This window comes from Alcaligenes sp. YSL9, assembly GCF_030515105.1.
GTDB lineage: Bacteria > Pseudomonadota > Gammaproteobacteria > Burkholderiales > Burkholderiaceae_B > Alcaligenes > Alcaligenes phenolicus.
This window is the reverse complement of the sequence record NZ_JALXJU010000002.1, coordinates 428,057-452,979: the sequence shown is the minus strand read 5'-3', so window position 1 is coordinate 452,979 and position 24,923 is coordinate 428,057. Positions and strand designations below refer to the sequence as shown.

The 24,923-nt window shown below is 57.3% G+C and carries 18 protein-coding genes and 1 other RNA gene; 18 read left to right on the top strand and 1 reads right to left on the bottom strand.

Annotated elements, in window-relative coordinates:
• The first annotated feature begins 3 nt into the window (after positions 1-3).
• The 6 genes from M2Q46_RS10180 to yfaE all read left to right on the top strand — a co-directional run bounded on the left by M2Q46_RS10180 (position 4) and on the right by yfaE (position 8,708).
• The gene (locus tag M2Q46_RS10180) at positions 4-1,776 is read left to right on the top strand and encodes a ClcB-like voltage-gated chloride channel protein (protein WP_302357185.1); all 1,773 of its coding nucleotides are present in this window, start codon (positions 4-6) and stop codon (positions 1,774-1,776) included.
• 21 nt (positions 1,777-1,797) lie between these two features.
• Entirely contained in the window at positions 1,798-2,934 is a 1,137-nt protein-coding gene (locus M2Q46_RS10175; protein ID WP_035271098.1) for a hypothetical protein, read from the top strand.
• Between the two features lie 9 nt (positions 2,935-2,943).
• Positions 2,944-4,770: a DNA helicase RecQ gene (gene recQ, locus M2Q46_RS10170; RefSeq protein ID WP_302357183.1), complete on the top strand. Its 1,827-nt coding sequence runs from the start codon at positions 2,944-2,946 to the stop codon at positions 4,768-4,770.
• A gap of 198 nt (positions 4,771-4,968) precedes the next feature.
• Entirely contained in the window at positions 4,969-7,248 is a 2,280-nt protein-coding gene (gene nrdA / locus M2Q46_RS10165) for a class 1a ribonucleoside-diphosphate reductase subunit alpha (protein ID WP_035271093.1), read from the top strand.
• An 18-nt stretch (positions 7,249-7,266) separates the two neighbouring features.
• Complete coding sequence (gene nrdB / locus M2Q46_RS10160) at positions 7,267-8,403, top strand: class Ia ribonucleoside-diphosphate reductase subunit beta (protein WP_026485169.1); 1,137 nt, start codon at positions 7,267-7,269, stop codon at positions 8,401-8,403.
• Positions 8,400-8,708, top strand: a complete 309-nt coding sequence (gene yfaE, locus M2Q46_RS10155; protein ID WP_009455057.1) for a class I ribonucleotide reductase maintenance protein YfaE — start codon at positions 8,400-8,402, stop codon at positions 8,706-8,708. The genes nrdB and yfaE overlap by 4 nt, the downstream gene beginning before the upstream one ends.
• A gap of 15 nt (positions 8,709-8,723) precedes the next feature.
• Here yfaE and M2Q46_RS10150 read toward each other — a convergent pair whose 3' ends face one another.
• Entirely contained in the window at positions 8,724-10,538 is a 1,815-nt protein-coding gene (locus M2Q46_RS10150) for an ATP-binding cassette domain-containing protein (RefSeq protein WP_083054110.1), read from the bottom strand.
• Positions 10,539-10,603: 65 nt separating this feature from the next.
• Here M2Q46_RS10150 and rnpB point away from each other — a divergent pair.
• The 12 genes from rnpB (at position 10,604) to M2Q46_RS10090 (ending at position 24,912) form a co-directional block, all read left to right on the top strand.
• Positions 10,604-11,009: RNase P RNA component class A (gene rnpB, locus M2Q46_RS10145), an RNA gene on the top strand.
• Between the two features lie 289 nt (positions 11,010-11,298).
• Positions 11,299-11,727 (top strand): division/cell wall cluster transcriptional repressor MraZ, encoded by a 429-nt coding sequence (mraZ, locus tag M2Q46_RS10140; protein WP_009455053.1) that lies wholly within the window; start codon positions 11,299-11,301, stop codon positions 11,725-11,727.
• Positions 11,728-11,734: 7 nt separating this feature from the next.
• Complete coding sequence (gene rsmH / locus M2Q46_RS10135; protein ID WP_268380789.1) at positions 11,735-12,805, top strand: 16S rRNA (cytosine(1402)-N(4))-methyltransferase RsmH; 1,071 nt, start codon at positions 11,735-11,737, stop codon at positions 12,803-12,805.
• Positions 12,802-13,104: a cell division protein FtsL gene (gene ftsL / locus M2Q46_RS10130; protein WP_268380786.1), complete on the top strand. Its 303-nt coding sequence runs from the start codon at positions 12,802-12,804 to the stop codon at positions 13,102-13,104. Before rsmH ends, ftsL begins: the two co-directional genes overlap by 4 nt.
• A complete protein-coding gene (locus M2Q46_RS10125) occupies positions 13,101-14,840 on the top strand; it encodes a penicillin-binding protein 2 (protein ID WP_035271088.1) in 1,740 nt (579 codons plus the stop codon). Before ftsL ends, M2Q46_RS10125 begins: the two co-directional genes overlap by 4 nt.
• A complete protein-coding gene (murF, locus tag M2Q46_RS10120; RefSeq protein ID WP_302357182.1) occupies positions 14,837-17,614 on the top strand; it encodes a bifunctional UDP-N-acetylmuramoyl-L-alanyl-D-glutamate--2,6-diaminopimelate ligase MurE/UDP-N-acetylmuramoyl-tripeptide--D-alanyl-D-alanine ligase MurF in 2,778 nt (925 codons plus the stop codon). The genes M2Q46_RS10125 and murF overlap by 4 nt, the downstream gene beginning before the upstream one ends.
• Complete coding sequence (mraY, locus tag M2Q46_RS10115) at positions 17,604-18,776, top strand: phospho-N-acetylmuramoyl-pentapeptide-transferase (protein WP_035271084.1); 1,173 nt, start codon at positions 17,604-17,606, stop codon at positions 18,774-18,776. The genes murF and mraY overlap by 11 nt, the downstream gene beginning before the upstream one ends.
• Entirely contained in the window at positions 18,773-20,302 is a 1,530-nt protein-coding gene (gene murD, locus M2Q46_RS10110) for a UDP-N-acetylmuramoyl-L-alanine--D-glutamate ligase (RefSeq protein ID WP_302357175.1), read from the top strand. The genes mraY and murD overlap by 4 nt, the downstream gene beginning before the upstream one ends.
• On the top strand, positions 20,299-21,492 hold the full coding sequence (gene ftsW, locus M2Q46_RS10105; RefSeq protein WP_022983452.1) for a putative lipid II flippase FtsW: 1,194 nt from the start codon (positions 20,299-20,301) through the stop codon (positions 21,490-21,492). Before murD ends, ftsW begins: the two co-directional genes overlap by 4 nt.
• Positions 21,489-22,562 carry an undecaprenyldiphospho-muramoylpentapeptide beta-N-acetylglucosaminyltransferase gene (murG, locus tag M2Q46_RS10100; protein WP_226348922.1) on the top strand — a complete coding sequence of 358 codons (1,074 nt, stop codon included), beginning with the start codon at positions 21,489-21,491 and terminating at the stop codon, positions 22,560-22,562. Before ftsW ends, murG begins: the two co-directional genes overlap by 4 nt.
• A complete protein-coding gene (gene murC / locus M2Q46_RS10095) occupies positions 22,559-23,965 on the top strand; it encodes a UDP-N-acetylmuramate--L-alanine ligase (RefSeq protein ID WP_022983453.1) in 1,407 nt (468 codons plus the stop codon). Before murG ends, murC begins: the two co-directional genes overlap by 4 nt.
• Positions 23,962-24,912 (top strand): D-alanine--D-alanine ligase, encoded by a 951-nt coding sequence (locus M2Q46_RS10090; protein ID WP_035271076.1) that lies wholly within the window; start codon positions 23,962-23,964, stop codon positions 24,910-24,912. The genes murC and M2Q46_RS10090 overlap by 4 nt, the downstream gene beginning before the upstream one ends.
• Positions 24,913-24,923: the final 11 nt, after the last annotated feature.

Here is a 24,923-nt window from a genome sequence, read left to right as displayed (position 1 = left end):
TTTATGATTGCCCATTCCGTGCTGTCGATGCGCAAGCGTCTGCAGGGTTTCAAGTGGTTGTCTGATATGCCCGCCATGCTGGCCTGGGCGGTCTTGGCTGGTATTTTGGGTGCCTTGGCGACTTTGGCCTTTCATCAGGGCATGCGCTTTGTGCAGCAAGTTATCACGGGTCAGCACGGCGGGATCGTCGCAGTCACGGAAAGTCTGCCCTGGTACATGCGCCTCCTGTTTCCCACCTTGGGCGGTTTGTGTGCCGGTATCCTGCTATGGCTGGCAGGGCGTCTGCCGTCGGGAAGCAATTCTGACTATATGGAAGCTGTGGCCATTGGCGATGGCCGCTTGTCCATTCGCCAGGGGCTGCTGCGATCCTTGTCGTCCTTGATGACGGTGGCCTCGGGCGGCTCGATCGGCCGCGAAGGGGCGATGGTGCATCTGGCCTCCTTGTCCGCTTCCGCGATAGGCCGTTTCACCTTGTTTGGTGAAGCCCGTCTGCGCCTGCTGGTGGCCTGTGGTGCCGCAGCCGGTGTAGCTGCCGCTTATGGCGCTCCGATCGCCGGTGCCGTGTTTGTGGCCGAGATTGTGCTGGGTACCATGACCATGAGCAGCTTTGGCCCCCTGTTGATGGCGGCTGTCAGTGCTCACCTGACCATGCGTATGCTGGGCGGTTATCACGCCCCTTACGAAATGACGAATGTTCAGGCCGTTGCGGGTTGGGACATCTTGCCCTTTCTGGTCCTGGGTGTGCTGATTGGTCTGGCTGCACCCGCTTTCCTGAAATTGTTGAATCTGTTCCGCACCCTGTTCAAGCGTACTGGCCTGGGTTTGCCTTTGCGCTTGGCTTTGGGTGGTTTGTTGCTGGGACTTTTGCTGATTGTCATGCCGCGCGTGGCCGGTAATGGCTTTAGCGTAGTGTCCTCCATGCTGCACAGCGACTGGGCCTGGTACAGCGTGCTGCTTATCCTGGCGTTCAAGGTTCTGGCCACAGGGCTGACAGTTGGTTCGGGCGCTGTCGGCGGTGTGTTTACCCCCGCCATCTTTGTGGGCGCGGCCTTTGGCACCTTGTTTGGTCAACTGACTTTGCTGATCTTGCCGGGTCTGGATTTACCGTTGTACTTGTTCACCCTGGTGGGCATGGGCGCGTTTCTGGGGGCCGCCACCAGCGCTCCCTTCATGGCCATACTGATGTTGTTTGAAATGACATTGAGCTATCAGTTGGTGCTGCCCTTGATTGTGGCCTGTGTCATGGCTTATTTTGTGTCCCGTGGTGTGGCCGAGGTCGCCATGTATGAAGTCACCCTGGTGCGCGAGCGCGATGCCTTGCTGCGCCACAAGTTGCGTCACACCACCTTGGCCGAGCTGGTACGTCCAGCTGATACCGTCGTCAGCACCACTACTCAAATGCGCGATGCCTTGCAGATGTTTCTGGACTACCCCGTGCGCTATTTGTATGTGGTGAACGAGGAGCAGGTTTATCAAGGTGTGATTGCTCAGCCTGACCTGACTCGAATGTTGTTGGACGACAACGCTGCCCAGGAGCGTGTGGTGGGCGATATTCTGCGCATGGATTTCGTCAAGACGCTCTACCCGAACATGAGTCTGGACGAGGCTCAGGAACACTTTGTGAGCTTTGCTGGAGAGCGTCTGCCCGTATTGAATGGTGACGGCTCGGGTCGTCTGATTGGTGTAGTCTATAAGTCTGCTGTGCTGGAAAAATACTCCGCCATCAAACGCTCCCTGGATGCGAGCGGCGAAGTGATGCTGGATGCCCGGCGCTAAACTCTTTTTGTGACATAAATCATGCGTACAAAAGCTTGCCAGCGAGGCTTGGCAGGCGGGCTGTTGGTCGGTCTTGCCATGCTGTTCGCTGTTCCATTGGCCACCGCTCAAAATCGTGTTGGGCTGGAGAATTTGTCTGCTACCCGCGTGTATGGCGTGGATGAGGCACAGGCCATTCCGGCCCAGGAGCTCCCGCCTGTGGAGCCATTTTTTGATGCTACGCAGTGGCATCGCCAAGGAGATCAGGACTTGCTCAGTCCAGCGGCCTCCATGGATTACACATTTTCCGATTTCAGTCTGAGCGGTGCCAGCACCGCCAGTCTGGCGCGCTCCATCCAATATAGTCAGCAGTCCTCTCCAATTTGGAGTGCCCGCTGGTTGAGCAGTGCGCCCGACCAGGTCTGGCAGTTTGGCGAGCGCAACTGGCGCTATGTGAATGAAGACGGGCTGCAGCTGACCCTGGGCAATGACACGGTTACCGCACCGGACTGGGCGCGGCCCGTGGAACTGGGCGGTATCAATATCACTCAGCAGTTCGAGCAGGGCCCGGCCGGGCCATGGCGTTATGCCCTGGCTGTTGGCGCGCTGGATATGACGGGCAAGCAGGATAACGGGGATCTGGTGTATGGCTCTTCGGCCGGCAGCTTGATGCTCAGCACCGATGTCACCAGTCGTACCAGTATTGATACTCAGATGGAAAGCGCTCGTGATTTTGGGCTGACCGGTCTGGGTGCAACCTATCGATCGCCGGACTTTGGCGTGTGGCAGGCCAGCGTGGCCAAAGCTTCCCATGCGGTGGGGCAAGGTTGGCGTTATCAGGCAGCCTATGGCCTGGATGTGCTGGATGATTTGCATCTGCAGTGGCAGGGTGAACGCTACCAGGACAATTTTCTGGATTTGAGCCGTTACCAGGGCATGAAGGTGGATGCGGCTAGCAGTCGGCAGATTGTCGGCCTGTCCGTGCCCCTGCGCCGCTGGGGTGAAGTGAAGACTCAGTACGAGGTGCAGCAGGTAGTTGCCGGGGGGGAGAACCGCTACCTTGGGGTCACGCAGCAGTTCTGGTACAGTCCCCACCTTAGGGTGGGTTTGCAAGCTCGCCGTCATCTGGAAAGTCGTCAGTCGAACATCGCGCTGCGTTTTTCTATTCCGATTTTTTAAGCAGGCGGCATGGCCCAGTCAGCACTTGAGGTTCTTCAGGAAGTTTTTGGTTATGACAGTTTTCGTGGTTCTCAGCACGAGATTATCGAGACCCTGATCCAAGGCGGCGACGCCCTGGTCTTGATGCCCACCGGCGGCGGCAAGTCGCTCTGTTACCAGATTCCTGCTTTGGTGCGACCCGGCACCGGCGTGGTTGTGTCCCCCCTGATTGCCTTGATGCAGGATCAGGTGGACGCCCTCAATGAGTTGGGTGTTAATGCGGCGTATTTGAACTCCACCCAGGATTGGCAAACAGCCCGCGAGGTCGAGCGCGAATTTCTGACGGGGCAGTTGGATCTGCTCTATGTGGCTCCTGAACGCTTGCTGACAGACCGCTGTCTGGATTTGCTCGCGCGCGGCCAGATTTCCCTGTTTGCCATTGACGAAGCTCACTGCGTATCGCAGTGGGGGCACGATTTTCGCCCTGAATATCTGGGTCTGGATTTGCTGGCCCAGCGTTGGCCAGGTGTGCCACGGGTTGCCTTGACGGCTACCGCCACTCAGTTGACGCGGGTAGAAATTGCTCAGCGCCTGAAGCTGGAAGAAGCCCGGCATTTTGTTGCCAGTTTTGATCGTCCCAATATTTGCTACCGCATCATCGAAAAGAACGAAGTGCGCAAGCAGCTCCTGAGTTTCATTCAGGAGGAGCACTCCGGGGATGCGGGGATTGTGTATTGTCTGTCGCGTTCACGCGTGGAAGACACGGCCGAGTTCCTGTGCAAGAACGGTATTCATGCCTTGCCCTATCATGCAGGACTGGACGCGCAGCAACGTGCCATCAACCAGGCCCGTTTTCTTCGAGAAGAAGGAGTGGTCATGGTGGCGACCATTGCTTTTGGCATGGGCGTCAATAAACCGGATGTGCGTTTTGTAGCCCACATTGACTTGCCCAAATCGGTGGAAGGGTATTACCAGGAAACCGGGCGGGCAGGGCGCGATGGCGAAGTGGCCACGGCCTGGCTGGCTTATGGCTTGCAGGACGTGGTGCAATTACATCGCATGATTAACCAGTCGCAAGGCGATGCGGCACATCGACGCCAGCAGGGGCACGCGCTGGATGCCATGTTGGGCCTATGCGAAACCATTTCCTGCCGCCGTCAGCGCTTGTTGGCGTATTTCGATCAGCAGATCGAACCTTGCGGTAACTGCGACACCTGCCTGGAAGCGCCAGAAGCCTGGGATGGCACAGTGGCAGCGCAGAAAATGCTCTCCACTATCTATAGATTGTGGCGCGAACGTGGTCAGCGTTTCGGGGCCGGCCATCTGATCGATATTCTGCTGGGCAAGTTGACGGATCGTGTCAAAGAGCATGAACACGACAAGCTTACTGTCTTTGGTGTGGGCAAGGAATTGACCGACCAGGCCTGGCGCGGGGTGCTGCGCCAGTTGCTGGCGCATAGCTTGGTCACGGTGGACCCGGAAGGCTACGGCACCTTGTTGCTGACCGAGGCCAGCCGTGAAGTGCTCAAAGGGGCGCGGACCTTGATGTTGCGGCGCGAAACCGTAACACGTGGACCGGCTGCACACCGAGTAAAAGGTCAGGCGCCTGCCGGACCTGCTCTGGAACCCGACCAACAGAGGCGGTTCGAGGCTTTGCGCGCCTGGCGTGCGGCTACCGCACGCGAACATGGTGTGCCGGCCTATGTCATTTTCCATGATGCCACTTTGCGCGAAGTGGCTATTCGTTGCCCTAGTTCAGAGGCTGATCTGGAGCCGATTACAGGCATAGGCGTACGTAAAAGAGAGGCCTATGGCGAGGCTTTGCTGCGCTGCGTGCAAGAGTTCCAGACGCAATAGGAAATTGTTAGCAGAGCAAAGTTTAGTTGCATTTTTATGTGCCGAATCTGCTCTGCAGTCCAAAAACCGCTATTCGCTCAATCCGCTATATGTAGTAGAATGACGCCAATATCACACTATATATGGTGTGCATCAAATGACGCTGGCGGCTGCAAAAGCCGCGTCTTCCGTCAATCACCCCCGATTTCAGAGACTGACATGCAATCAACCGAACAGCTAATGGTCACCAAACGAGATGGCCGTACAGAACCTATTAACCTCGACAAGATTCACCGAGTGGTTGATTGGGCCGCTGAAGGTCTGAGTAATGTGTCCGTCTCTCAAGTAGAGCTGCGCTCTCACATTCAGTTCTATAACGGCATTCGCACTAGCGACATCCACGAAACGATCATCAAGTCGGCTGCGGATCTGATTTCCGAAGATACGCCTGACTACCAATATCTGGCTGCCCGTCTGGCGATTTTCCATTTGCGCAAAATCGCTTTTGGTCAGTTTGAACCTCCAAGCCTGTTCGATCACGTAACCTTGCAAACCAAGGAAGGTCGCTACGATCCGCATCTGCTGCAAGACTACACGCGCGCCGAGTTCGATGAGCTGGATGCCCATCTGGATCACTGGCGTGACATGAACTTCTCTTACGGTGCCGTCAAGCAGCTGGAAGGCAAGTACCTGATTCAAAACCGCGTGACCAAGCGCATTTACGAAAGCCCCCAGTTCCTGTACATGCTGGTGGCCATGTGCCTGTTCGCCCGTTACCCTGCCGACACTCGCCTGGGCTTTATCAAGCGCTTTTACGACGCGGTATCGCAATTCAAGATTTCCTTGCCCACGCCCATCATGGCTGGTGTGCGCACACCCACCCGTCAGTTCAGCTCTTGCGTGCTGATCGAATGTGACGACAGCCTGGACAGCATCAATGCCACGACCAGCGCCATTGTCCGTTACGTATCGCAGCGCGCCGGTATCGGTATCAACGGTGGTCGCATTCGCGCCGTCGGTAGCGAAATTCGCGGTGGTGAGGCTCAGCACACCGGCTGCCTGCCTTTCTTCAAGATGTTCCAGGCCGCTGTGAAGTCCTGCTCGCAAGGCGGCGTGCGTGGTGGTGCGGCAACCTTGTTCTACCCCATGTGGCACCTGGAAGTGGAAACACTGCTGGTTCTGAAGAACAACCGTGGTGTAGAAGAAAACCGTATCCGTCACCTGGACTACGGTGTTCAGATCAACCGCTTGCTGTACCAACGCTTGATCAAGGGCAGCCATATCACGCTGTTCTCGCCTCATGACGTGCCCGGTCTGTACGAAGCCTTCTTTGCCGACCAGGACGAGTTCGAGCGTCTGTACGAGATGTACGAACAAGATCCCGCCATCCGCAAGCGCAGCCTGCCTGCTGTGGAGCTGTTCTCCCTGCTGATGCAAGAGCGTGCCAGCACCGGCCGTATCTACATTCAGAACGTGGACCACTGCAACACGCACAGCCCATTCCAGGCCGACCGCGCTCCCGTGCGCCAGTCCAACCTGTGCATGGAAATTGCCCTGCCCACCAAGCCTTTGAACGATCTGAACGATCCCGAAGGTGAAATCGCGCTGTGCACGCTGTCGGCTTTCAATCTGGGTGCTCTGGAGTCCCTGGACGAGCTGGACGGTCTGGCTGAACTGATTGTTCGCGCTCTGGATGCTTTGCTGGACTATCAGGACTACCCGGTCAAGGCTGCACTGAACGCAACCAACAAGCGTCGCTCCCTGGGCGTTGGCGTCATCAACTACGCTTACTACCTGGCCAAGAACGGCACCCGTTACTCCGACCCGGCAGCGTTGGGCCTGACCCACCGTACCTTTGAAGCCATCCAGTACTACCTGTTGAAGGCTTCGGTACAGTTGTCGCGTGAATACGGTCCTTGCGACGCCTTTGACGAAACAACCTATGCCAAGGGACTGCTGCCTACCGACACCTACAAGAAAGATGTAGACGGTATTTGCAACGAGCCGCTGCACCTGGACTGGGAAGCCCTGCGTGCTGACATCGTCAAGCACGGTCTGCGCAACTCCACCCTGACCGCCTTGATGCCTTCGGAAACCTCCAGCCAGATTGCCAATGCCACCAATGGTATTGAGCCTCCGCGTGGCCTGGTGTCCGTCAAGCAGTCCAAGGACGGCATCTTGCGTCAGGTGGTGCCCGAATTTGAAAAATATAAGGATCAGTACGAGTTGCTGTGGCAAATGCCCGGTAACGACGACTACCTGAAGTTGGTTGGCGTGATGCAGAAGTTCGTTGACCAGTCGATCTCTGCGAACACCAACTATGACCCACAGCGGTTCGAGGGTGGTCGCGTACCGATGAAGCAACTGCTCAAGGACTTGCTACTGGCCTACAAATACGGTGTGAAGACCTTGTACTACCACAACACCCGCGACGGTGCCGATGATTCGCATGGCGAAGTAGAGGACGACGGTTGCGCAGGCGGCGCGTGCAAGATCTAAGCAAGGGTAAATAGCATCATGACTACCTATAGTACTTTTTCTAAAACGGATAACGACCAGCTCAAAGAACCCATGTTCTTTGGGCAGCCGGTTAACGTGGCTCGCTACGACCAGCAAAAATATCCGATTTTTGAAAAGCTGATTGAAAAGCAGTTGTCCTTCTTCTGGCGTCCAGAAGAAGTGGACATCACCCAGGACCGGATCGACTACCAGAACCTGCCTGACCACGAAAAGCATATTTTCATCAGCAACCTGAAATATCAGACCTTGCTGGACTCCATTCAGGGCCGCAGCCCCAACGTGGCCTTCCTGCCTCTGGTATCGATTCCGGAGCTGGAAACCTGGATTGAAACCTGGGCTTTCTCCGAGACAATTCACTCGCGCTCGTACACGCACATCATTCGCAATATTGCCAATGATCCGTCCGTTATTTTTGACGACATCGTGCGTAACGAAAACATTCAGCTGCGTGCGGCCGATATTTCTTCGTACTACGACGATCTGATCAGCGACACCATGCTGTATGCCCAACTGGGCGCGGGCGAGCATGAGATCAACGGTGAAACCCGCACGCTAAGCGTCTACGAGCTGAAGAAGAAGCTGTACCTGTGCATGATGAGCGTCAATATTCTTGAGGCCATCCGCTTTTACGTCAGCTTTGCCTGCTCCTTCGCTTTTGCCGAGCGCAAGTTGATGGAAGGTAATGCCAAGATCATTCGCTTGATTGCGCGTGATGAAGCGTTGCACCTGACTGGTACGCAACACATCATCAATATTCTGCGTTCCGGTAGCGATGATCCCGAGTTCGCTCAGATTGCCCGCGAACTGGAGCCGGTCTGCTTTGATATGTTCAAAGACGCAGCCGAGCAGGAGAAACAGTGGGCGGATTACCTGTTCCGCGACGGTTCCATGATTGGTCTGAACAAGGACATTCTGGGACAGTACGTGGAATACATCACCAATATCCGTATGGGTGCTGTGGGCCTGAAGCCTGCGTTTGAGTCCGTCAAACACAACCCCATTCCCTGGATCAACACCTGGCTGTCCTCGGACACCGTGCAGGTGGCACCTCAAGAGGTGGAACTGAGCTCTTACCTGGTCGGTCAGATCGACTCGGCCGTGTCGGCTGGCGATTTCGACGGTATCGAGTTATGAGTCAAGTCCGGACAACTGATCATGACTTTCAGTTGCGGGACGGCGAAACTTTGTTGGAAGGTTTGGAACGAACCGGCCATCAGGTTGAGTATCAATGCAGGAGCGGCTATTGCGGCTCCTGCCGTATTCCTCTTGTGTATGGAAAGGTTGCTTATAAAGAGCAGCCTTTAGCGTATGTCGGCCCAGGCGAGGTTCTGCCGTGTTGTTGCACGGTACTCGAACCGATCATGGTCGATTGTCAGCGCATTGCCCGGATTGAGGAGGAACCGGAGGATCAGTTCGGCTTTACCGGGCTGAATCCCTGATTCCTCTGTCTCCCTTTAGCTGGCCAAGCGCTTTTCTTCCAACTTTTCCCAACGCTCAAATAACTGCTCCAGGTCAGTGTTGAGCTGATCCAGTTGTTGGTTGATCTCGTCGGCTCGAGCAGAGCCATCTTTATACAGATCCGGTGCGCTCAGCTGTTCTGCCAGTTCGGCTTGCTGGCTTTCTATGGCTGCAATTTTCTCGGGCAGCGCGTCCAGTTCCTTTTCTTCCCACGGGGCCAGACGGCCAGGCTTGTTAGCCTTGTTGTTGCGCTCTGCAGCAGGTTTTTCAGTAGCGGCGGGAGTTGGAGTGCTGGCTGCCGGTGTCTCGGCTTTGGCTTGCGGGCGTTGTGCCAGCCACTCGTCGTAGCCACCCACATACTCGCCCCAATGGCCGTCGCCTTCGGCTGCAATCACCTGGGTGACCACGTTATCCAGAAAGGTACGGTCGTGGCTGACCAGCAGCACGGTGCCCGTGTAATCCTGAATCAGGTCTTCCAGCAGCTCCAGAGTTTCGATATCCAGGTCGTTGGTCGGTTCGTCCAGTACTAATACATTAGTAGGTTGGGCAAACATGCGGGCCAGCGCCAGTCGGGCACGTTCACCGCCAGACAGACTGCGTACCGGGGAGTGAGCGCGGGCTGCCGGGAACAGGAAGTCTTCCAGGTAGCTCATGATGTGCTTGCGCTGATTGCCAATTTCCACCCACTCACTGCCGGGGCTGATGGTGTCCGCCAGAGTGGCGTTTTCGTCCAGGCGACTGCGCATTTGGTCAAAGTAGCCAATGTTTAGTTTGGTACCGTGGCGTACAGTGCCAGAATTAGGCTCTTGCAAACCCAGCATGATGCGTAGCAGTGTGGTTTTGCCGGCGCCGTTGTGGCCGATCAGGCCAATACGGTCTCCGCGCATCAGCACGGTGGAGAAATCCTTGATCAGGATGCGATCGTCGTAGCCGTGTGTGACATCTTGCAGTTCAGCGACCAGTTTGCCGGAGCGCTGGCCTTCGGAAATGGCGAATTTGACGTCGCCCGAGCGCTCGCGTCGCTCGGCACGATCACGGCGCAATTGTTCCAGGCGGCGAACACGACCTTCATCTCGGGTGCGGCGGGCTTGCACGCCTTTGCGAATCCAGACTTCTTCCTGGGCCAGAAATTTGTCGAATTTGGCATTTTGTTGCTTCTCTGCTTCCAGGTATTCAGCCTTGCGTTCCTGCCATTGGCTGAAGTTACCGGGGAAACTGAACAACTTGCCGCGATCCAGCTCGACAATTCGCGTTGCCACCACATCCAGGAAACGGCGGTCGTGGGTAATGATGACCGCGCTGCCGCGGAAATCCAGCAGCAATTGTTCCAGCCAAAGAATGCCGTCAAAGTCCAGGTGGTTGGTGGGTTCGTCCAGCAAGAGCAGGTCGGGTTCGTTCACCAGGGCATTGGCCAGGGCGACGCGTTTACGCTGTCCGCCCGACAAGCTGCCAGCCAGTGCATCCGGATTCAAGCCCAGCTTGTCGATCAGGGCGTTGACGCGGGCAGGGCGTTGCCAGTCTTCGGCTTCGGTGAAATCGCCACACAGCAAATCGTAAATGCTCAGATTCGGATCCAGCTCCGGTTCTTGTTCGACGGTGGCTACTTTCAGCCCGCCCAGTCGTTTGACCTGACCATCGTCGGGAGCTTGACGTTGATCCAGAATTTTCAAAAGTGACGATTTGCCAGCACCATTGCGCCCGATCAGACCGATACGTTCGTTGCTTTGAATGACCAGATCGGCATGGTCCAGCAAAGCATGGTGGCCGAATGCCAATTGGGCATCGGTCAGGGAAATCAGATTGGTGGACATAAGACTCCAGATAAATCAGCGCGTCCTGCGAATTTCTCTATTGTCGCAGGTTACAATGCATCTGTGAGGCAGGCTGGGCAGTCGCGGTACCAAGTATCGAGGAAGGTCCGGACTCCATAGAGCAGGGTAGCGGCTAACAGCCGTCCGGCAAGTGTGGCATCACGCCAGACGAGCCGAGGACCAGGGCCACAGAGACGAGACCACAGCAAGGGCTTGCGCAAGCAGGCACAGATACGGCGACTTCCGTGTTTTCTTGTACTTCGGTGCAAAGTGCTGTGGGGTGAAACGCGGTAACCTCTACCCGGAGCAATACCAAATAGGCATACGCAGGCTTTTAGCCCGAGAGGCGGCTCGTCTCAGTATGCGGGTAGGTAGCTAGAACCGGCCAGTAATGGTCGGTCCAGAGGAATGATTGCCGGCCAGCGGGTTCCCGCTGGCATACAGAATCCGGCCTATAGGCCTGTCTCACACTTCCCCCGGCGTTCGCCACCAATTGCACCGATTTCGTACATTTGAAAGCAATTGTTAAGGATGTTGAATCCTTGGCAAGAGTCGCTTGCGCGCATTTTTATAACAATTCACTTTTAATGCGCCCTGCAATTTCTTGATTTCACACAGTATTTTTTTTTAGCCACTTCTAGGATAGTGCGCTAAGTGCTTGTTGTGATTGAAAAAATTGCAACCACTGCCTTGACCGCAAAGGCTTTCCCCCGTAGAGTGGGGAAAAGTAGGAAATAGTGTAAAAAAGTGGGGGAAAATAGTGTTCCAAGGCAGCAGCGCACTCACACTGGATGCTAAGGGTCGGATGTCCATTCCGACTCGGCACCGTGACGCGCTTTTGCAGCAGGAACAAGGCCGCTTGACCCTCACTCGCCATCCCGACGGCTGTTTGCTGGTGTATCCGCGCAGTGTGTGGGAAGAAAAGCGCGAACAAATTGCCCGCTTCCCCATGAGTGCCCGTTTCTTGCAACGCCTGCTGCTGGGTAGTGCTCAGGACGTTGATCTGGACTCCGCTGGTCGGATATTGATCGCTCCCGAACTGCGCACCGCAGTGGGGTTGGAGCGCGACGCCATGCTGCTGGGTATGGCCACCCATTTTGAGTTGTGGAATGCGCAGGAACTGGAACGCCGACAGGCCCAGGATCTGGCTGAAAACTCCACAGACGTATTCGACACTTTTTCTTTCTGAGTAAGTCATGACGCTGGTACATCGATCCGTGCTGCTGGAGCCTACGGTGGCGGCCCTCGTGGATCCGTCCTTTGAGGCCCGGCGCTGGGCGCAAAACCCCGAAATCCAGGGTTTGGTCGATGGTGTGTACGTCGATTGCACTTTTGGTCGTGGCGGTCACAGCCGTCTCTTGTTGTCGCACTTGAGTCCCCAGGGGCGCCTGATCGTGATCGACAAGGATCCGCAAGCGATCGCCGTGGCCCAGGAGCTGGCAGCACAAGATAGCCGTGTGACGGTTGTACATAGTGGTTTTGGTGATTTGGCCAAGGCTCTGGACGAGCTGGATGTGGGGCCATTGCAAGGCGTCATGATGGATTTGGGCATTTCCTCGCCACAAATCGACGACGCAGAACGAGGTTTCTCTTTTATGCGCGAAGGTCCGTTGGACATGCGCATGGATACCAGCGGTGGTTTGACCGCTGAACAGTGGCTGGCCGAGGTCAGCGTAGAGGTTTTAAAGGAGGTCATTGCAGAATATGGCGAAGAACGGTTTGCTTTCCAGATTGCAAAGGCGATTGTTGATCGCCGCCAATCCCGCCCGCTACATACAACGCGTGATCTCGCCGAGCTCGTCGCCGGTGTCGTCCGCACGCGCGAAAAGGGTCAACATCCGGCAACCAGGACCTTCCAGGCTATACGGATTTACCTCAATCGTGAGCTCGAAGAGCTCGCGCACGCGCTTCCGTCAATTCTGAGTCGATTGGCGACTCGGGGCAGGCTTGCGGTGATTGCATTTCATTCACTGGAGGACCGCATGGTCAAACAGTTCATGAACGCAGCTGCGCGTCCCGCGCAGGAACAGTCACGTCTACCTATCCTAGAAAAAGACTTGCCCCAGCCTCTGGTGCAGTCTTTGGGCAGAATCTTGCCCACCGACGAGGAGTCCAGCGACAACCCCCGAGCCCGCTCGGCGGTATTACGTGTGGTGCAACGCACCGACACCCCCATCCCCCAGGACTGGATGCGCAGCGCCAGCGAGCGTCTGCTGCAACAGGCCGCCTATAGCCGACAGCCCGCCGGCAAGCGAGGCCGCCGATGATGCGCCTGGTCATCACCCTCTCTTTGGTGTTGATGCTTTCGGCCATCTCTTTGGTGACGGCGCGCTATCAGGCGCGCGAGCTGTTTGTGCAAACCGATCGTCTGGTCACCAAAGCCGGTGAACTGGATACGGACTGGCGTCGTCTGCAACTGGAACGGGCCGAGCTGGCCCGTAACGCTCGCGTAGACGATATTGGTCGCAACGAATTGGGCCTGGTGTTGAGCTCTCCCGAGCGCACTCTCTATTTGCAAGGGGGTGAGCTGAGCTCGACCCAGGCGCAGTCCGGAGGGCGGCCATGAAACGATTCGGCTATCACGAAAATCCCGTCCTGAGCGTCCAGATTCCATTCTGGCGCTCGCGTTTGGTGCTGGTCCTCTTGTTTCTGGGTTTTGGCGCCCTGATCGTCAAGGCTTTGTATTTGCAGGGCCTGTCTACCGAATTTTTGCAGCAGCAAGGCGAGCGCCGTTACGAGCGCACCCAGGTGCTGCCGCCCATGCGTGGCAAGGTTTTTGATCGTACGGGTTCTGTGGTGCTGGCCTCCAGTGTGCCTGTCAAAGCCATCTGGGCTATTCCTGATGATGCTCGGAATGCCAAACCCGAGCAGATCGGTCAGTTGGCCAAGCTCCTTGGTATGGGGCAGTCCGATATCGAGCGTCGTCTGTCCGTTGAAGATCGTAACTTCGTCTACATCAAGCGTCAGGTGGATGTGGATGTGGCGGCTCAAATCGCTGAACTGAAAATCCCTGGTATCCACCAACAAGAAGAAATGCGTCGTTTCTATCCCGAAGGGGATGTCATGGCGCACATTGTGGGCTTTACGAATATTGAAGACCAGGGCATCGAGGGCATTGAGCTTGCCTTCAACTCTGCCTTGTCCGGCACGCCCGGTTCGCGCCGCGTAATTCGTGACCGTCTGGGACGTGTGGTGGAGGACGTGCGCGCCATCATCCCACCTACCCACGGTCAGGATTTGCACTTGTCCATTGATGCCGGCTTGCAGTTCGACGCGTACACTGCCTTGAAAAAAGGTATGGAAGACGTCAAGGCCAATGCCGCTGCGGCCGTGGTCATGGACGTGAAAACCGGGGAGATTCTGGCCCTAGTGAACTTGCCTACCTACAACCCCAACGACCGGGATGATCGCAAGGGTCCGGCCCTGCGTAACCGTGCCTTGACCGACACCTTTGAGCCCGGTTCCATCATGAAGCCGTTTACCGTGGCTCTGGCGCTGGATATCAACCGCATCACCACCGCCACCCAGTTCAACACGGGCAATGGTCAGTACCGCTACCAAGGTAGCGTGATCAGTGACGTTAGTCGCAACAATGGCATGCTGGATGCTGCCGGTATTTTGCGTCGGTCCAGCAATATTGGCATGACCATGATTTCCGAGCGCCTGACTTCGCAGGAAATGTGGAACAAGTTTACCGAGCTGGGTTTTGGCCGTTCTCCGCAGGCCGATTTTCCCGGTATTGCCAGCGGAAGACTGCGCCCCTGGGAGCGCTGGCGTCCCATCGAGCGCGCCACCATGTCGTATGGCTACGGCCTGTCGGTTTCCCTGCTGCAAATTGCCCACGCCTACACGGCGTTTGCGCGTAATGGCGACATGGTTTCCATGACTTTGCTCAAGCGTGAAGGCAAGCCTGCCAGCGTTCAGGTTTACACACCTAAAGTGGCCGCGGAAGTTCGCGCCATGCTGGAAGCCGCGGCGGGTCCCGCCGGTGCCCGTCTGGCTCAGGTGCAAGGCTATCGCGTCGCTGGCAAGAGCGGTACGGCCCGCAAGATTGTGGATGGTCGCTACAGCAAGTCCTTGTATCGCGGCTCTTTTGTCGGCTTCGCGCCTGTCTCCGATCCTCGCATTGTGGTGGCCGTCACGATTGACGAACCACATAGTTCCAATTATTACGGCGGGCGTATTGCCGCGCCGATTTTTTCAGAAATTGTGGCCCGGAGCTTGCGACGCCTAGGTGTCCAGCCTGATGCGCCCATAGATTCGCTGGTGGCCGTTGGCCCCGGTGCGGAGAATGTACGATGAACGCCGCAGCAATATTGGAGTGGCTGGCGCAGCATGTAGCGCCCACGGCTAATCTGTGTTTGGATTCCCGCCAGATCAAGGCGGGTGATGCGTTTTTCGCCTGCCGCGGCCATCAGGGTGATGGTCGTGAGTACGAAGTTCAGGCTGTGCAGCAAGGTGCTGTGGCCATTGTGCGCGAGCAGGGCGATCAAACAGTTGATCCCGGTGTGCCTGTTTTGCAGGTTCCCAATCTGGGTGCCTTGCTGGGTGAAGTGGCCCACGAATGGTGGGGCCGTCCTTCCGAGGCCATGACTGTCGTGGCGGTGACCGGCACCAATGGCAAGACGTCCACCGTGCAGTGGGTGGCGTCGGCCTTGAATCATTCCCAAGTGCCTTGCGGCACGATCGGTACGCTGGGCGTGACCTTGCCCGATGGCTCCAATCTGGGTGGCGTCCTGACCACGCCGGACGTGCTGACCGTACACCGTAGCCTGGCTGCTATTCGCGCCCAAGGCGGCAATGCCGTGGCCCTGGAAGCCTCGTCCATTGGTCTGGAACAGGGCCGTCTGGATGGTGTCCGTATTGATATTGCCGGGTTCACGAACCTGACGCATGATCATCTGGACTATCACCACAGCATGGAAGAGTACAAACAGGCCAAGCTGCGCCTGTTCAGTTGGCCTGGTCTGCGTAGCGCCGTCGTGAACGCTGACGATGAAACGGGCCGTGAATTGATGCAGGCCGGTCTGGCCGCCCGTGTGATTTCCTACTCCATGAGCCAGCCCGAGGTAGATTTGCTGGCTCAGGACGTGCATACCGGTGCCGACGGCCAGGTATTCAATCTGGTGACTGCTCACGGCACCGCCCAAATTCTGACTCACCTGCTGGGTGAGCATAACGTGGCCAACCTCTTGCTGGTGGCCGGTGTGCTGCAAGAAGTAGGCTGGCCCGTGTCCAAGATCGCTCGCATCATGGACAAGCTGGAGTCCGTGCCTGGCCGTTTGCAAATTGTGACGCCCAAGAGCACCGCAGGTCGTCAGCCCTTGCCTTTGGTCGTGGTGGATTACGCTCATACTGCCGATGCACTGGAACGCGCCCTGCAAGCCTTGCGTGAAGTGGCCAGCGTACGTGGCGGCAAGCTGATTTGCGTATTTGGTTGCGGCGGTAACCGCGACACGGCCAAGCGCCCCATTATGGGTGAAGTGGCGGCTCGTCTGGCTGACAGCGTTCTGGTCACGACCGACAACCCTCGTTTTGAAGATCCTGCCGAAATCATTCGTCAGATCGTGGCTGGTATGCCTGAAGCGCCGGCCGTGCAAATGGATCGGGCTCGCGCCATCCTGTCTTCGATCTGGGCTGCCAGCCCTGAAGATATTGTTTTGCTGGCCGGTAAGGGCCACGAAACCTACCAGGAAGTGCAGGGCGAGCGCTCTGTGTTTGACGATTCCGACTGGGCCAAAGCCGCCTTGCTGTGGTTGCGTGGCGTGCGTTTGAGCACCGACTCCCGCAGCCTGAGCAAAGGTGATGTGTTCCTGGCCCTGAGCGGCGAGCAGTTCGATGGTCATCGCTATCTGGAAAAAGCGAAAGAGCAGGGCGCTGTGGCGGCCCTCGTGGCTCAGCGTGATGCCGACGTCGAACTGCCACAAATTGTGCTGGGCGATACGCGTCGTGCGCTGATGACCTTGGCGACCGAGTGGCGCTCGCGCTTTGACATCCCTGTCATTGGCGTGACCGGCAGCAATGGCAAGACCACGACCAAGGAAATGATTGCCGCGATCTTGCGCGCCTGGTTGGGCGAAGCAGAAAGCCTGGCAACTCGCGGTAATTTGAACAACGATCTGGGCGTACCCCTGTCCATCCTGCGTTTGAGCTCCGAGCACAAAGCCGCCGTTCTGGAAATGGGCATGAACCACCCCGGTGAGATTGCCGTGCTGGCGTCCATGGCTCGCCCCACGATTGCCCTGATCAATAACGCACAGCGTGAACACCAGGAGTTCATGCACAGTGTGGAAGCAGTGGCTCGTGAAAACGGTGCCGTGATCGACGCGCTGCCACAAGATGGCGCGCTGGTGATTCCTGATGATGATGCCTTCAGCGCCATGTGGGCTGAGCAGGCTGGTCAGCGTCCCGTATTGCGTTTTGGCCTGAGCGGTCAGGAAACGGTCTTTGCGGCCGATATGTTTGTCGAGCCAGCTCAAACCCGTTTTGTGTTGCATGTGGCAGGTCAGTCTTCTGCCCTGACCTTGAACAGCCCCGGTATCCACAACCTGCGCAATGCCTTGGCCGCTGCCGCTTGCGCTCATGCCGCCGGTGCGCCGTTGAGCGCGATTGTGCAGGGTCTGGAAAGCTTCCGTCCTGTCACGGGCCGTATGCAGCCCAAGCAGCTGTCTTCCGGTTACCAGTTGATTGACGACACCTACAACGCCAACCCGGATTCGGTACGTGCTGCCATTGATGTGCTGGCACAGCTGAAAGGCCGCAAGGTGCTGGTGCTGGGCAATATGGCCGAGATCGGTGATAACAGCTCCGAATTGCACGCTGAAGTGGGTGCCTACGCCAAAGAGCGTGGCATGGATGAATTGCTGACCTTGGGTGGCGATGCCAGCCATGCTGCCCAGGCTTTTGGTGCGCGTGCGCATCAATTCGAGACTTTGGAAGACATGGTGGCTTATCTGCTGGCCCTGGAGCCATCCCATGTGTTGATCAAGGGTTCGCGCAGCGCCCGTATGGAGCGTGTGGTTGCCGCCCTGGAAAACCACTTCTCCCATAACGAAGGGGCCACTCATGCTTCTTGAACTGGCACGTTGGCTATCGGACGATCATATTCGCGCCTTTGGGGTGTTTGAGTACATCACCCTGCGTGCTATTTTGGCCAGCGCCACTGCGCTGGCAATTGGCTTGTTGGCAGGACCCTGGGTGATTCGCAAGTTGACCGAACTGAAGATTGGTCAGGCTGTCCGCGCTTACGGTCCGGAATCGCATTTGCAAAAGAACGGCACGCCCACCATGGGCGGTGTCCTGATCCTGATTTCTATCGGTATCAGTACCTTGTTGTGGGCAGACTGGACCAACCGTTTTGTGTGGGTTGTTCTGCTGGTGACTTTTGGTTTTGGCTGGATTGGTTGGGCAGACGACTACAAGAAAGTCGTCAATCGTGACCCCGAAGGCATGTCCTCGCGTCAGAAATTTTTCTGGCAAGCCTTGATCGGTATCGTTGCGGCCGTGTACCTGAGCTTTGCCGTTTCGGTGCCTGCCAATACTGAGCTGTGGCCCTTGTTCAAAGAGTGGGTCCTGAGCGGCTTCACCATGCCCCTGCCTACGCAGGCTGACCTGATCGTGCCGTTCTTCAAGTCCGTCAGCTACCCGCTGGGTGTGCTGGGCTTTGTGGTATTGACCTGGGCAGTGATTGTTGGCTCCAGCAACGCTGTCAACCTGACGGACGGCCTGGACGGTCTGGCCATCATGCCTACCGTGCTGGTGGGCGCTGCCCTGGGCATTTTTGCCTACGTGGTTGGCCGGGTCGACTACTCCAAATATCTCTTGTTCCCCTATATCCCCGGCGCGGGCGAGTTGATGGTGATCTGTGCGGCCATTGCCGGTGCCGGTCTGGCCTTTTTGTGGTTCAACGCCTATCCCGCCCAAGTGTTCATGGGTGATGTGGGTGCGCTGGCCCTGGGCGGTGCGCTGGGCACGATTGCGGTGATCGTTCGCCAGGAAATCGTGCTGTTCATTATGGGTGGCGTGTTTGTGGTGGAAACCTTGTCGGTGATGCTGCAGGTGACCTGGTTCAAGTACACCAAGAAACGCTACGGGCAGGGCAGACGAATGTTCCGTATGGCGCCGCTGCACCATCACTTTGAAGTTGGCGGCTGGAAAGAAACACAGGTGGTGGTTCGCTTCTGGATCATCACCATGATGCTGGTCATGGTCGGTCTGTCTACATTGAAATTGCGATGAATGCGTTGAGTTTTCCTTCGATCCGTAAAGACGGTCTCATGCTTATCCTGGGGTTAGGCGAGACAGGCTTTGCTGCGGCTCGCTGGTCTTTGGCCCAGGGGGCCAGCATTCGTTTGGCGGATACACGCGAGAACGTGCAGGGTCTGGACAAGCTTCAGGCCCTGAGCAACGCGCCTCTGGACGTGCGTCTGGGGCAGAACGCCTTGCAGGCCGATAGCCTGAGCGACGTGCATACCCTGGTGATCAGCCCAGGCTTGTCGCCCCTGGATCCTGCTCTGGCCGCCTTTTTAAGCCAGGCACGAGATCGTGGAATCGAAGTCATTGGCGAGATCGAGCTATTTGCCCGTGCCTTGAAAGACCTGGCTGATCAAGGCCATGAAAGCCGTGTGGTGGCCATTACCGGCACCAATGGCAAGACTACCGTCACAGCCATGACGCGCCACTTGCTGGAGCAGGCAGGTGTTTCTGCACTGGCCGTGGGCAATATCAGCCCTGCTGCGCTGACCGCCCTGTGCGACGCTCTGGAAAACAATGCCTTGCCTCAGGTCTGGGTTCTGGAGTTGTCCAGCTTCCAGTTGGACAGCACCTTTAGCTTGCAGGCAGATGCTGGCGTTGTACTGAATATCTCCCAGGACCATCTGGACTGGCATGGCGGCATGGACGCTTACGTCGAGTCCAAGCAGCGCATGTACAGCATGTGTGATGTGGCCTTGGTCAATCGTGATGATCCAGCCGTTATGGCCATGATTCCCGATGCCAGCCAGGAGTCGGTGCGCAGCTTCGGTTTGGACCAGCCCGCTTTGCTGGGCGATATGGGCTTGCTGACGGATGGCGGCATGCAGTGGTTGGTGACCAATGAGCCTACCGATTTTGAGCTGCCGGCCACAGGCCTGAAAAAACGTAATGCACCGGCTGAGCCTGCCGTGCGCGGTAAAGGTGGCTTGAAACGCTTGATGCCGGTTGAGGCTTTGCAGATCAAGGGGCGTCACAACGCCTTGAATGCCCAAGCAGCCTTGTTGCTGGCTCGTTGTCTGGGTCTGGGTTGGGCTGAGTTGCTCAATGGTCTGCGCACCTATCAAGGGGAGCCGCACCGTGTCGAACTGGTGCGTGTGATGGACGGTGTTCAATATCTGGATGACAGCAAAGGTACTAATGTCGGCGCGACTGTTGCCGCCTTGCGCGGGTTTGATCAGCGTGTCTGGCTGATTGCCGGTGGTTTGGGCAAGGGCCAGGATTTTGAGCCGCTGGCCGTTGCGGCTGCCTCGAATGTGGCCGAAGTGTTTTTGATTGGGCAGGACGCCAAGCTGATTGCCTCTGTTCTGGACGCTCATGATGTCCGTTATCGTTTCTGCGAGGGTCTGGAAGCTGCTGTGCAAGCTGCTGCCGAGCAGGCGCGTTCGGGCGATGTGGTCTTGCTGTCTCCGGCCTGCGCCAGCATGGATATGTTCAAAAGCTATCACCATCGCGGCATGTGTTTTGTCGCCGCCGTGACCGAGATGGCACTGGATAGAGGAGAGCCGGCATGAGTCTGTTTGCTGAGCTGACCTCGGGTGTCAATGCCGTACGTCCCGGACGCACGGCATTGCCTGCGTTTGATCGCCCCTTGCTGGCCGCCACACTGATGCTGACCCTGTTTGGTTTGCTGATGGTGTATTCGGCCTCGATCGCTTTGGCAGACGGACCGCGCTATGAAAGCTACGGTCGTTACTACTTTGTAATTCGCCACGCCTTGTTCATTGTGGTGGGTGTGGTGCTGGCCATGTTTACCGCAACCGTGCCGCTGCGTGTGTGGCAGAAGTTGGCCGTGCCTCTGTTTGCTCTGGCTATTTTCTTGCTGCTGGTGGTGCTGGTTCCCGGCATTGGCCGTGAAGTAAACGGTGCACGTCGCTGGTTGCCTTTGGGCATCATCAACTTCCAGCCTTCGGAGCTGATGAAAGTAGCCATGGTTCTGTATGCCGCTGATTACACCGTGCGCAAGCAGCAGCATCTGCATACCTTTATTCGGGGTTTCCTGCCTATGGCGGTGGCCCTGGGTCTGGTTGGTGTGTTGCTGTTGATGGAGCCTGACTTGGGCGCCTTCATGGTCATCGTGGCCATTGCGGTGGGCATTTTGTTCATTGGCGGAATTAACGGCAAGTTGTTCTCTGCCTTGCTGGGCATTATGGTCAGCAGCTTCCTTTTGCTGATCTGGCTCTCGCCCTGGCGTCGTGAACGTTTGTTCGTGTATCTGGACCCCTGGAATCCTGACAATGCTTATGGCAGTGCCTATCAGTTGTCGCACTCGCTGATTGCTTTGGGCCGAGGCGAATGGTTTGGCGTGGGTCTGGGTTCCAGCGTGGAAAAACTGCATTACCTGCCTGAAGCCCACACCGACTTCATCGTCGCGGTAATTGGTGAAGAGCTGGGCTTTGTTGGCGTGGCCGCCCTGATCCTGACCTTTGGCTTTGTCGTATGGCGCAGCTTCAATATTGGTCGTCAGGCCTGCGCCATGGATCGCTTGTTCAGCGGTGTCGTCGCTCAAGGTGTGGCGCTGTGGTTCGGCGTGCAGGCTTTTATCAATATTGGTGTGGTGCTGGGTTTGTTGCCTACCAAGGGCCTGACCTTGCCTTTGGTCAGTTACGGTGGTTCGGGCATTGTGATGAATCTGGTGGCTTTTGCCTTGTTGCTGCGGGTGGATTTTGAGAATCGGCAAATGATGCGAGGTAAGCGCACATGAGCACTCCAACCATCCTGATCATGGCAGGCGGTACAGGTGGGCACATCATGCCCGGGCTGGCCGTGGCTGAAGCCATGCAGCAACGCGGCTGGCAAGTGTTGTGGCTGGGTCATCCCGAGCGCATGGAAGGTAGCTTGGTCCCACAGCATGGGATTAAAATGCTGCCTCTGCGATTTTCCGGACTACGAGGCAAAGGCGTGAAGGCATTGCTCTCTTTACCCTTTACTTTGATCCGTGCCTGCTGGCAGGCGCATCGCTGCCTGCAGGAAGCCAAGCCGGATGTGGTACTGGGTATGGGCGGCTACGTGGCTTTCCCCGGTGGCCTGATGTCTTTTGTGTCGCGCCGCCCGCTGGTAGTGCACGAGCAAAATGCGGTGGCCGGTACGGCGAATCGCTACCTGGCCAAAATGGCGACCAGTGTGTTGACCGGCTTCCCCGGTGCCTTGCCTGGTGCAGTAACTGTGGGCAACCCGGTGCGCGATGCTTTCGTAGGCCAAGGTTCGGCTGCCGAGCGTTATGCCAAACGCAGCGGACCGCTACGCATTCTGGTGGTGGGCGGCAGCCTGGGGGCTGCAGCGCTGAACAAAGTGGTGCCTGAGGCCATGGCGCTGATCCCTGCCGAGCAGCGTCCGCATGTAACCCATCAGTCCGGCCAGCAGCATCTGGAAAGCTTGCAGCAAAGCTACGCAGACAATCAGGTGCAGGCCGACTGCAAGGCCTTTATTGGCGATATGGCGCAGGCCATGAAAGAGGCCGATGTGCTGATTTGTCGCGCCGGTGCCATGACGGTAGCTGAAGTGGCTGCAATCGGCGTAGCGGCTCTGTTCGTGCCTCTGCCACACGCGATTGACGATCACCAGACAGCCAACGCCCGCTACCTGAGCGAATGCTCGGGTGCGTGGCTCAAGAAACAATCGGAGTTGACGGCTCAGTGGCTTGCGCAGTGGTTGCAAGGACTGAACCGTGAAGAATTAAGTCGTGTGGCCAGCCACGCGCAAGAACATGCACAGTTGAATGCCACGCAGCAGATTGCCGAAGCATGTCAGCAGGCGGCAAGGAGGGTGGGATGAAACACCGCATTCAACATATTCATTTTGTAGGGATTGGCGGCTCGGGCATGAGCGGCATTGCCGAAGTCATGCTGAACCTGGGCTTTGCCATCAGTGGCTCGGATATTCAGGAAACGGCGGTGACTCGTCGCCTGGAGCAGCTGGGTGCTCGTATCGTGATCGGCCATAAAGCCGAAAACGTCGCTGGCATGGGCGCTATCGTCACCTCCACCGCCATTGCGGGTGACAACCCCGAAGTGCTGGCCGCGCGTGCCGCCCGCATTCCGGTGGTGCCACGTGCCCTGATGCTGGCCGAGCTGATGCGCTTGAAGCGCGGCATTGCCGTGGCTGGTACGCACGGCAAGACCACCACCACCAGCCTGGTAGCGAGCCTGCTGGGCGCGGCTGATCTGGACCCCACCTTTGTGATCGGTGGTCGCCTGAATTCGGCCGGTGCCAATGCCCGCTTGGGGCAGGGCGATTACATCGTGGTGGAGGCGGATGAGTCCGATGCTTCTTTCCTGAACCTGTTGCCGGTGATGGCCATCATCACCAATATCGACGTCGACCATATGGACACCTATGGTCATGACGTTGCCCGACTGAAAAGCGCCTTCATCGACTTCACGCACCGCCTGCCGTTTTACGGCAGTGCGATCGTGTGCAACGACGATGCGAATGTGCGCGAAATCATTCCTTTTGTATCGCGTCCTGTCACGACTTACGGCATTGATACCGATGCCCAGGTCCGCGCGATCAACATCGAAAGCCGTGGCACCACCATGTGTTTTGATGTGCAGCGCAAAGGGGCCACAGGTGATCTTCCCCTGCTGTCCGTGTGCCTGAATCTGCCCGGAAAGCACAATGTACTCAATGCCTTGGCTGCCATTGCGGTTGCCACTGAGCTGGGTGTCAGTGACGAGGTCATAGCCCGTGGCCTGAAAGAGTTCACCGGCGTGGGGCGCCGCTTCTCCATGGTGGGTGACTTCCCGGTTTCCCAGGCGCAAGGTGGTGGCACGTTTACTGTTGTTGACGATTATGGTCACCATCCTGTCGAAATGGCTGCTACCTTGGCGGCCGCACGTGGTGCTTGGCCTGATCGCCGCATCGTGCTGGCATTCCAGCCGCACCGCTACACACGCACCCGTGATTGCTTTGAAGATTTCGTGCAGGTACTTAGCCAGGCCGATGCGGTCCTCCTTGGAGAGGTCTATCCCGCCGGTGAGGCTCCCCTTGTGGCCGCCGATGGCCGTGCCTTGAGTCGCGCAGTGCGTGTGCTCGGCAAGGTCGAACCCATTTTCGTGGCCGAAATCAGCGATATGGCACAAGCCGTTCTGGACTTTGTCCGTGACGGCGATGTGGTGTTGGTAATGGGTGCAGGGTCCATCAGCCGGATCCCTGCTCAATTGGGAGAAATGGCATGACAGCGGATTTTGGTCGGGTCGGCGTGTTGTACGGCGGCAAGTCCGCCGAACGTGAAGTGTCCTTGATGTCTGGCGCAGGCGTGCATGAAGCGCTGTGCAGCATGGGCGTGGATGCGCATTTGTTCGATATGGGCGAGAAAGGACTGACCGAACTGGCTCAGGCCGGTTTTGACCGCGTGTTTATTGCTTTGCATGGTCGTTACGGCGAAGACGGCACCTTGCAGGGTGCTTTGGAGTGGATGGGCATTCCTTACACCGGCAGCGGTGTGATGGCCTCCGGCCTGGCCATGGACAAGATCATGACCAAGCACATCTGGCAGCACCTGGGTTTGCCCACTCCCGGTTTTGCGCAGCTGGATCATGTCAGCCAGGTTGCCGCTGCGGTTGAACGTCTGGGTGTGCCCCTGATCATGAAGCCGCCCCATGAAGGTTCCACCGTGGGGGTGGTGCGTGTGGACCGCGCCGAGGAGGCTGTTGCCGCCTTTGAAACCGCCATGCATTACGACACGGTCGTGCTGGCTGAGCAATTCATTCGTGGTCGCGAATTGACTGTACCCATCATCGGCGTGGGCGCCCAGGCACGTGCCTTGCCCGTGATCGATATTGTGGCCCCACAAGGCAATTACGACTTCGAACACAAGTATTACTCGGACGAAACCCAGTACTTCTGTCCTGCAGATCTGTCGCCTGAGTTGACGGCACATATCCAGGATCTGTCCGTCCGTGCGTTCAATGCACTGGGCTGCGAAGGCTGGGGCCGTGCCGATTTCATGCTGGACGAGCAAAACCGCCCCTGGCTGCTGGAGATGAATACCTCTCCGGGCATGACCAGCCACTCTTTGGTGCCCATGGCAGCCAAAGCAGAGGGCACCAGCTACGCCCAGTTGTGCGTGAACATTTTGGCAACGGCGCGCTGCAAGGTGCAGGCCATTGCTCGCAGCTTATAGAACGGGGAGCC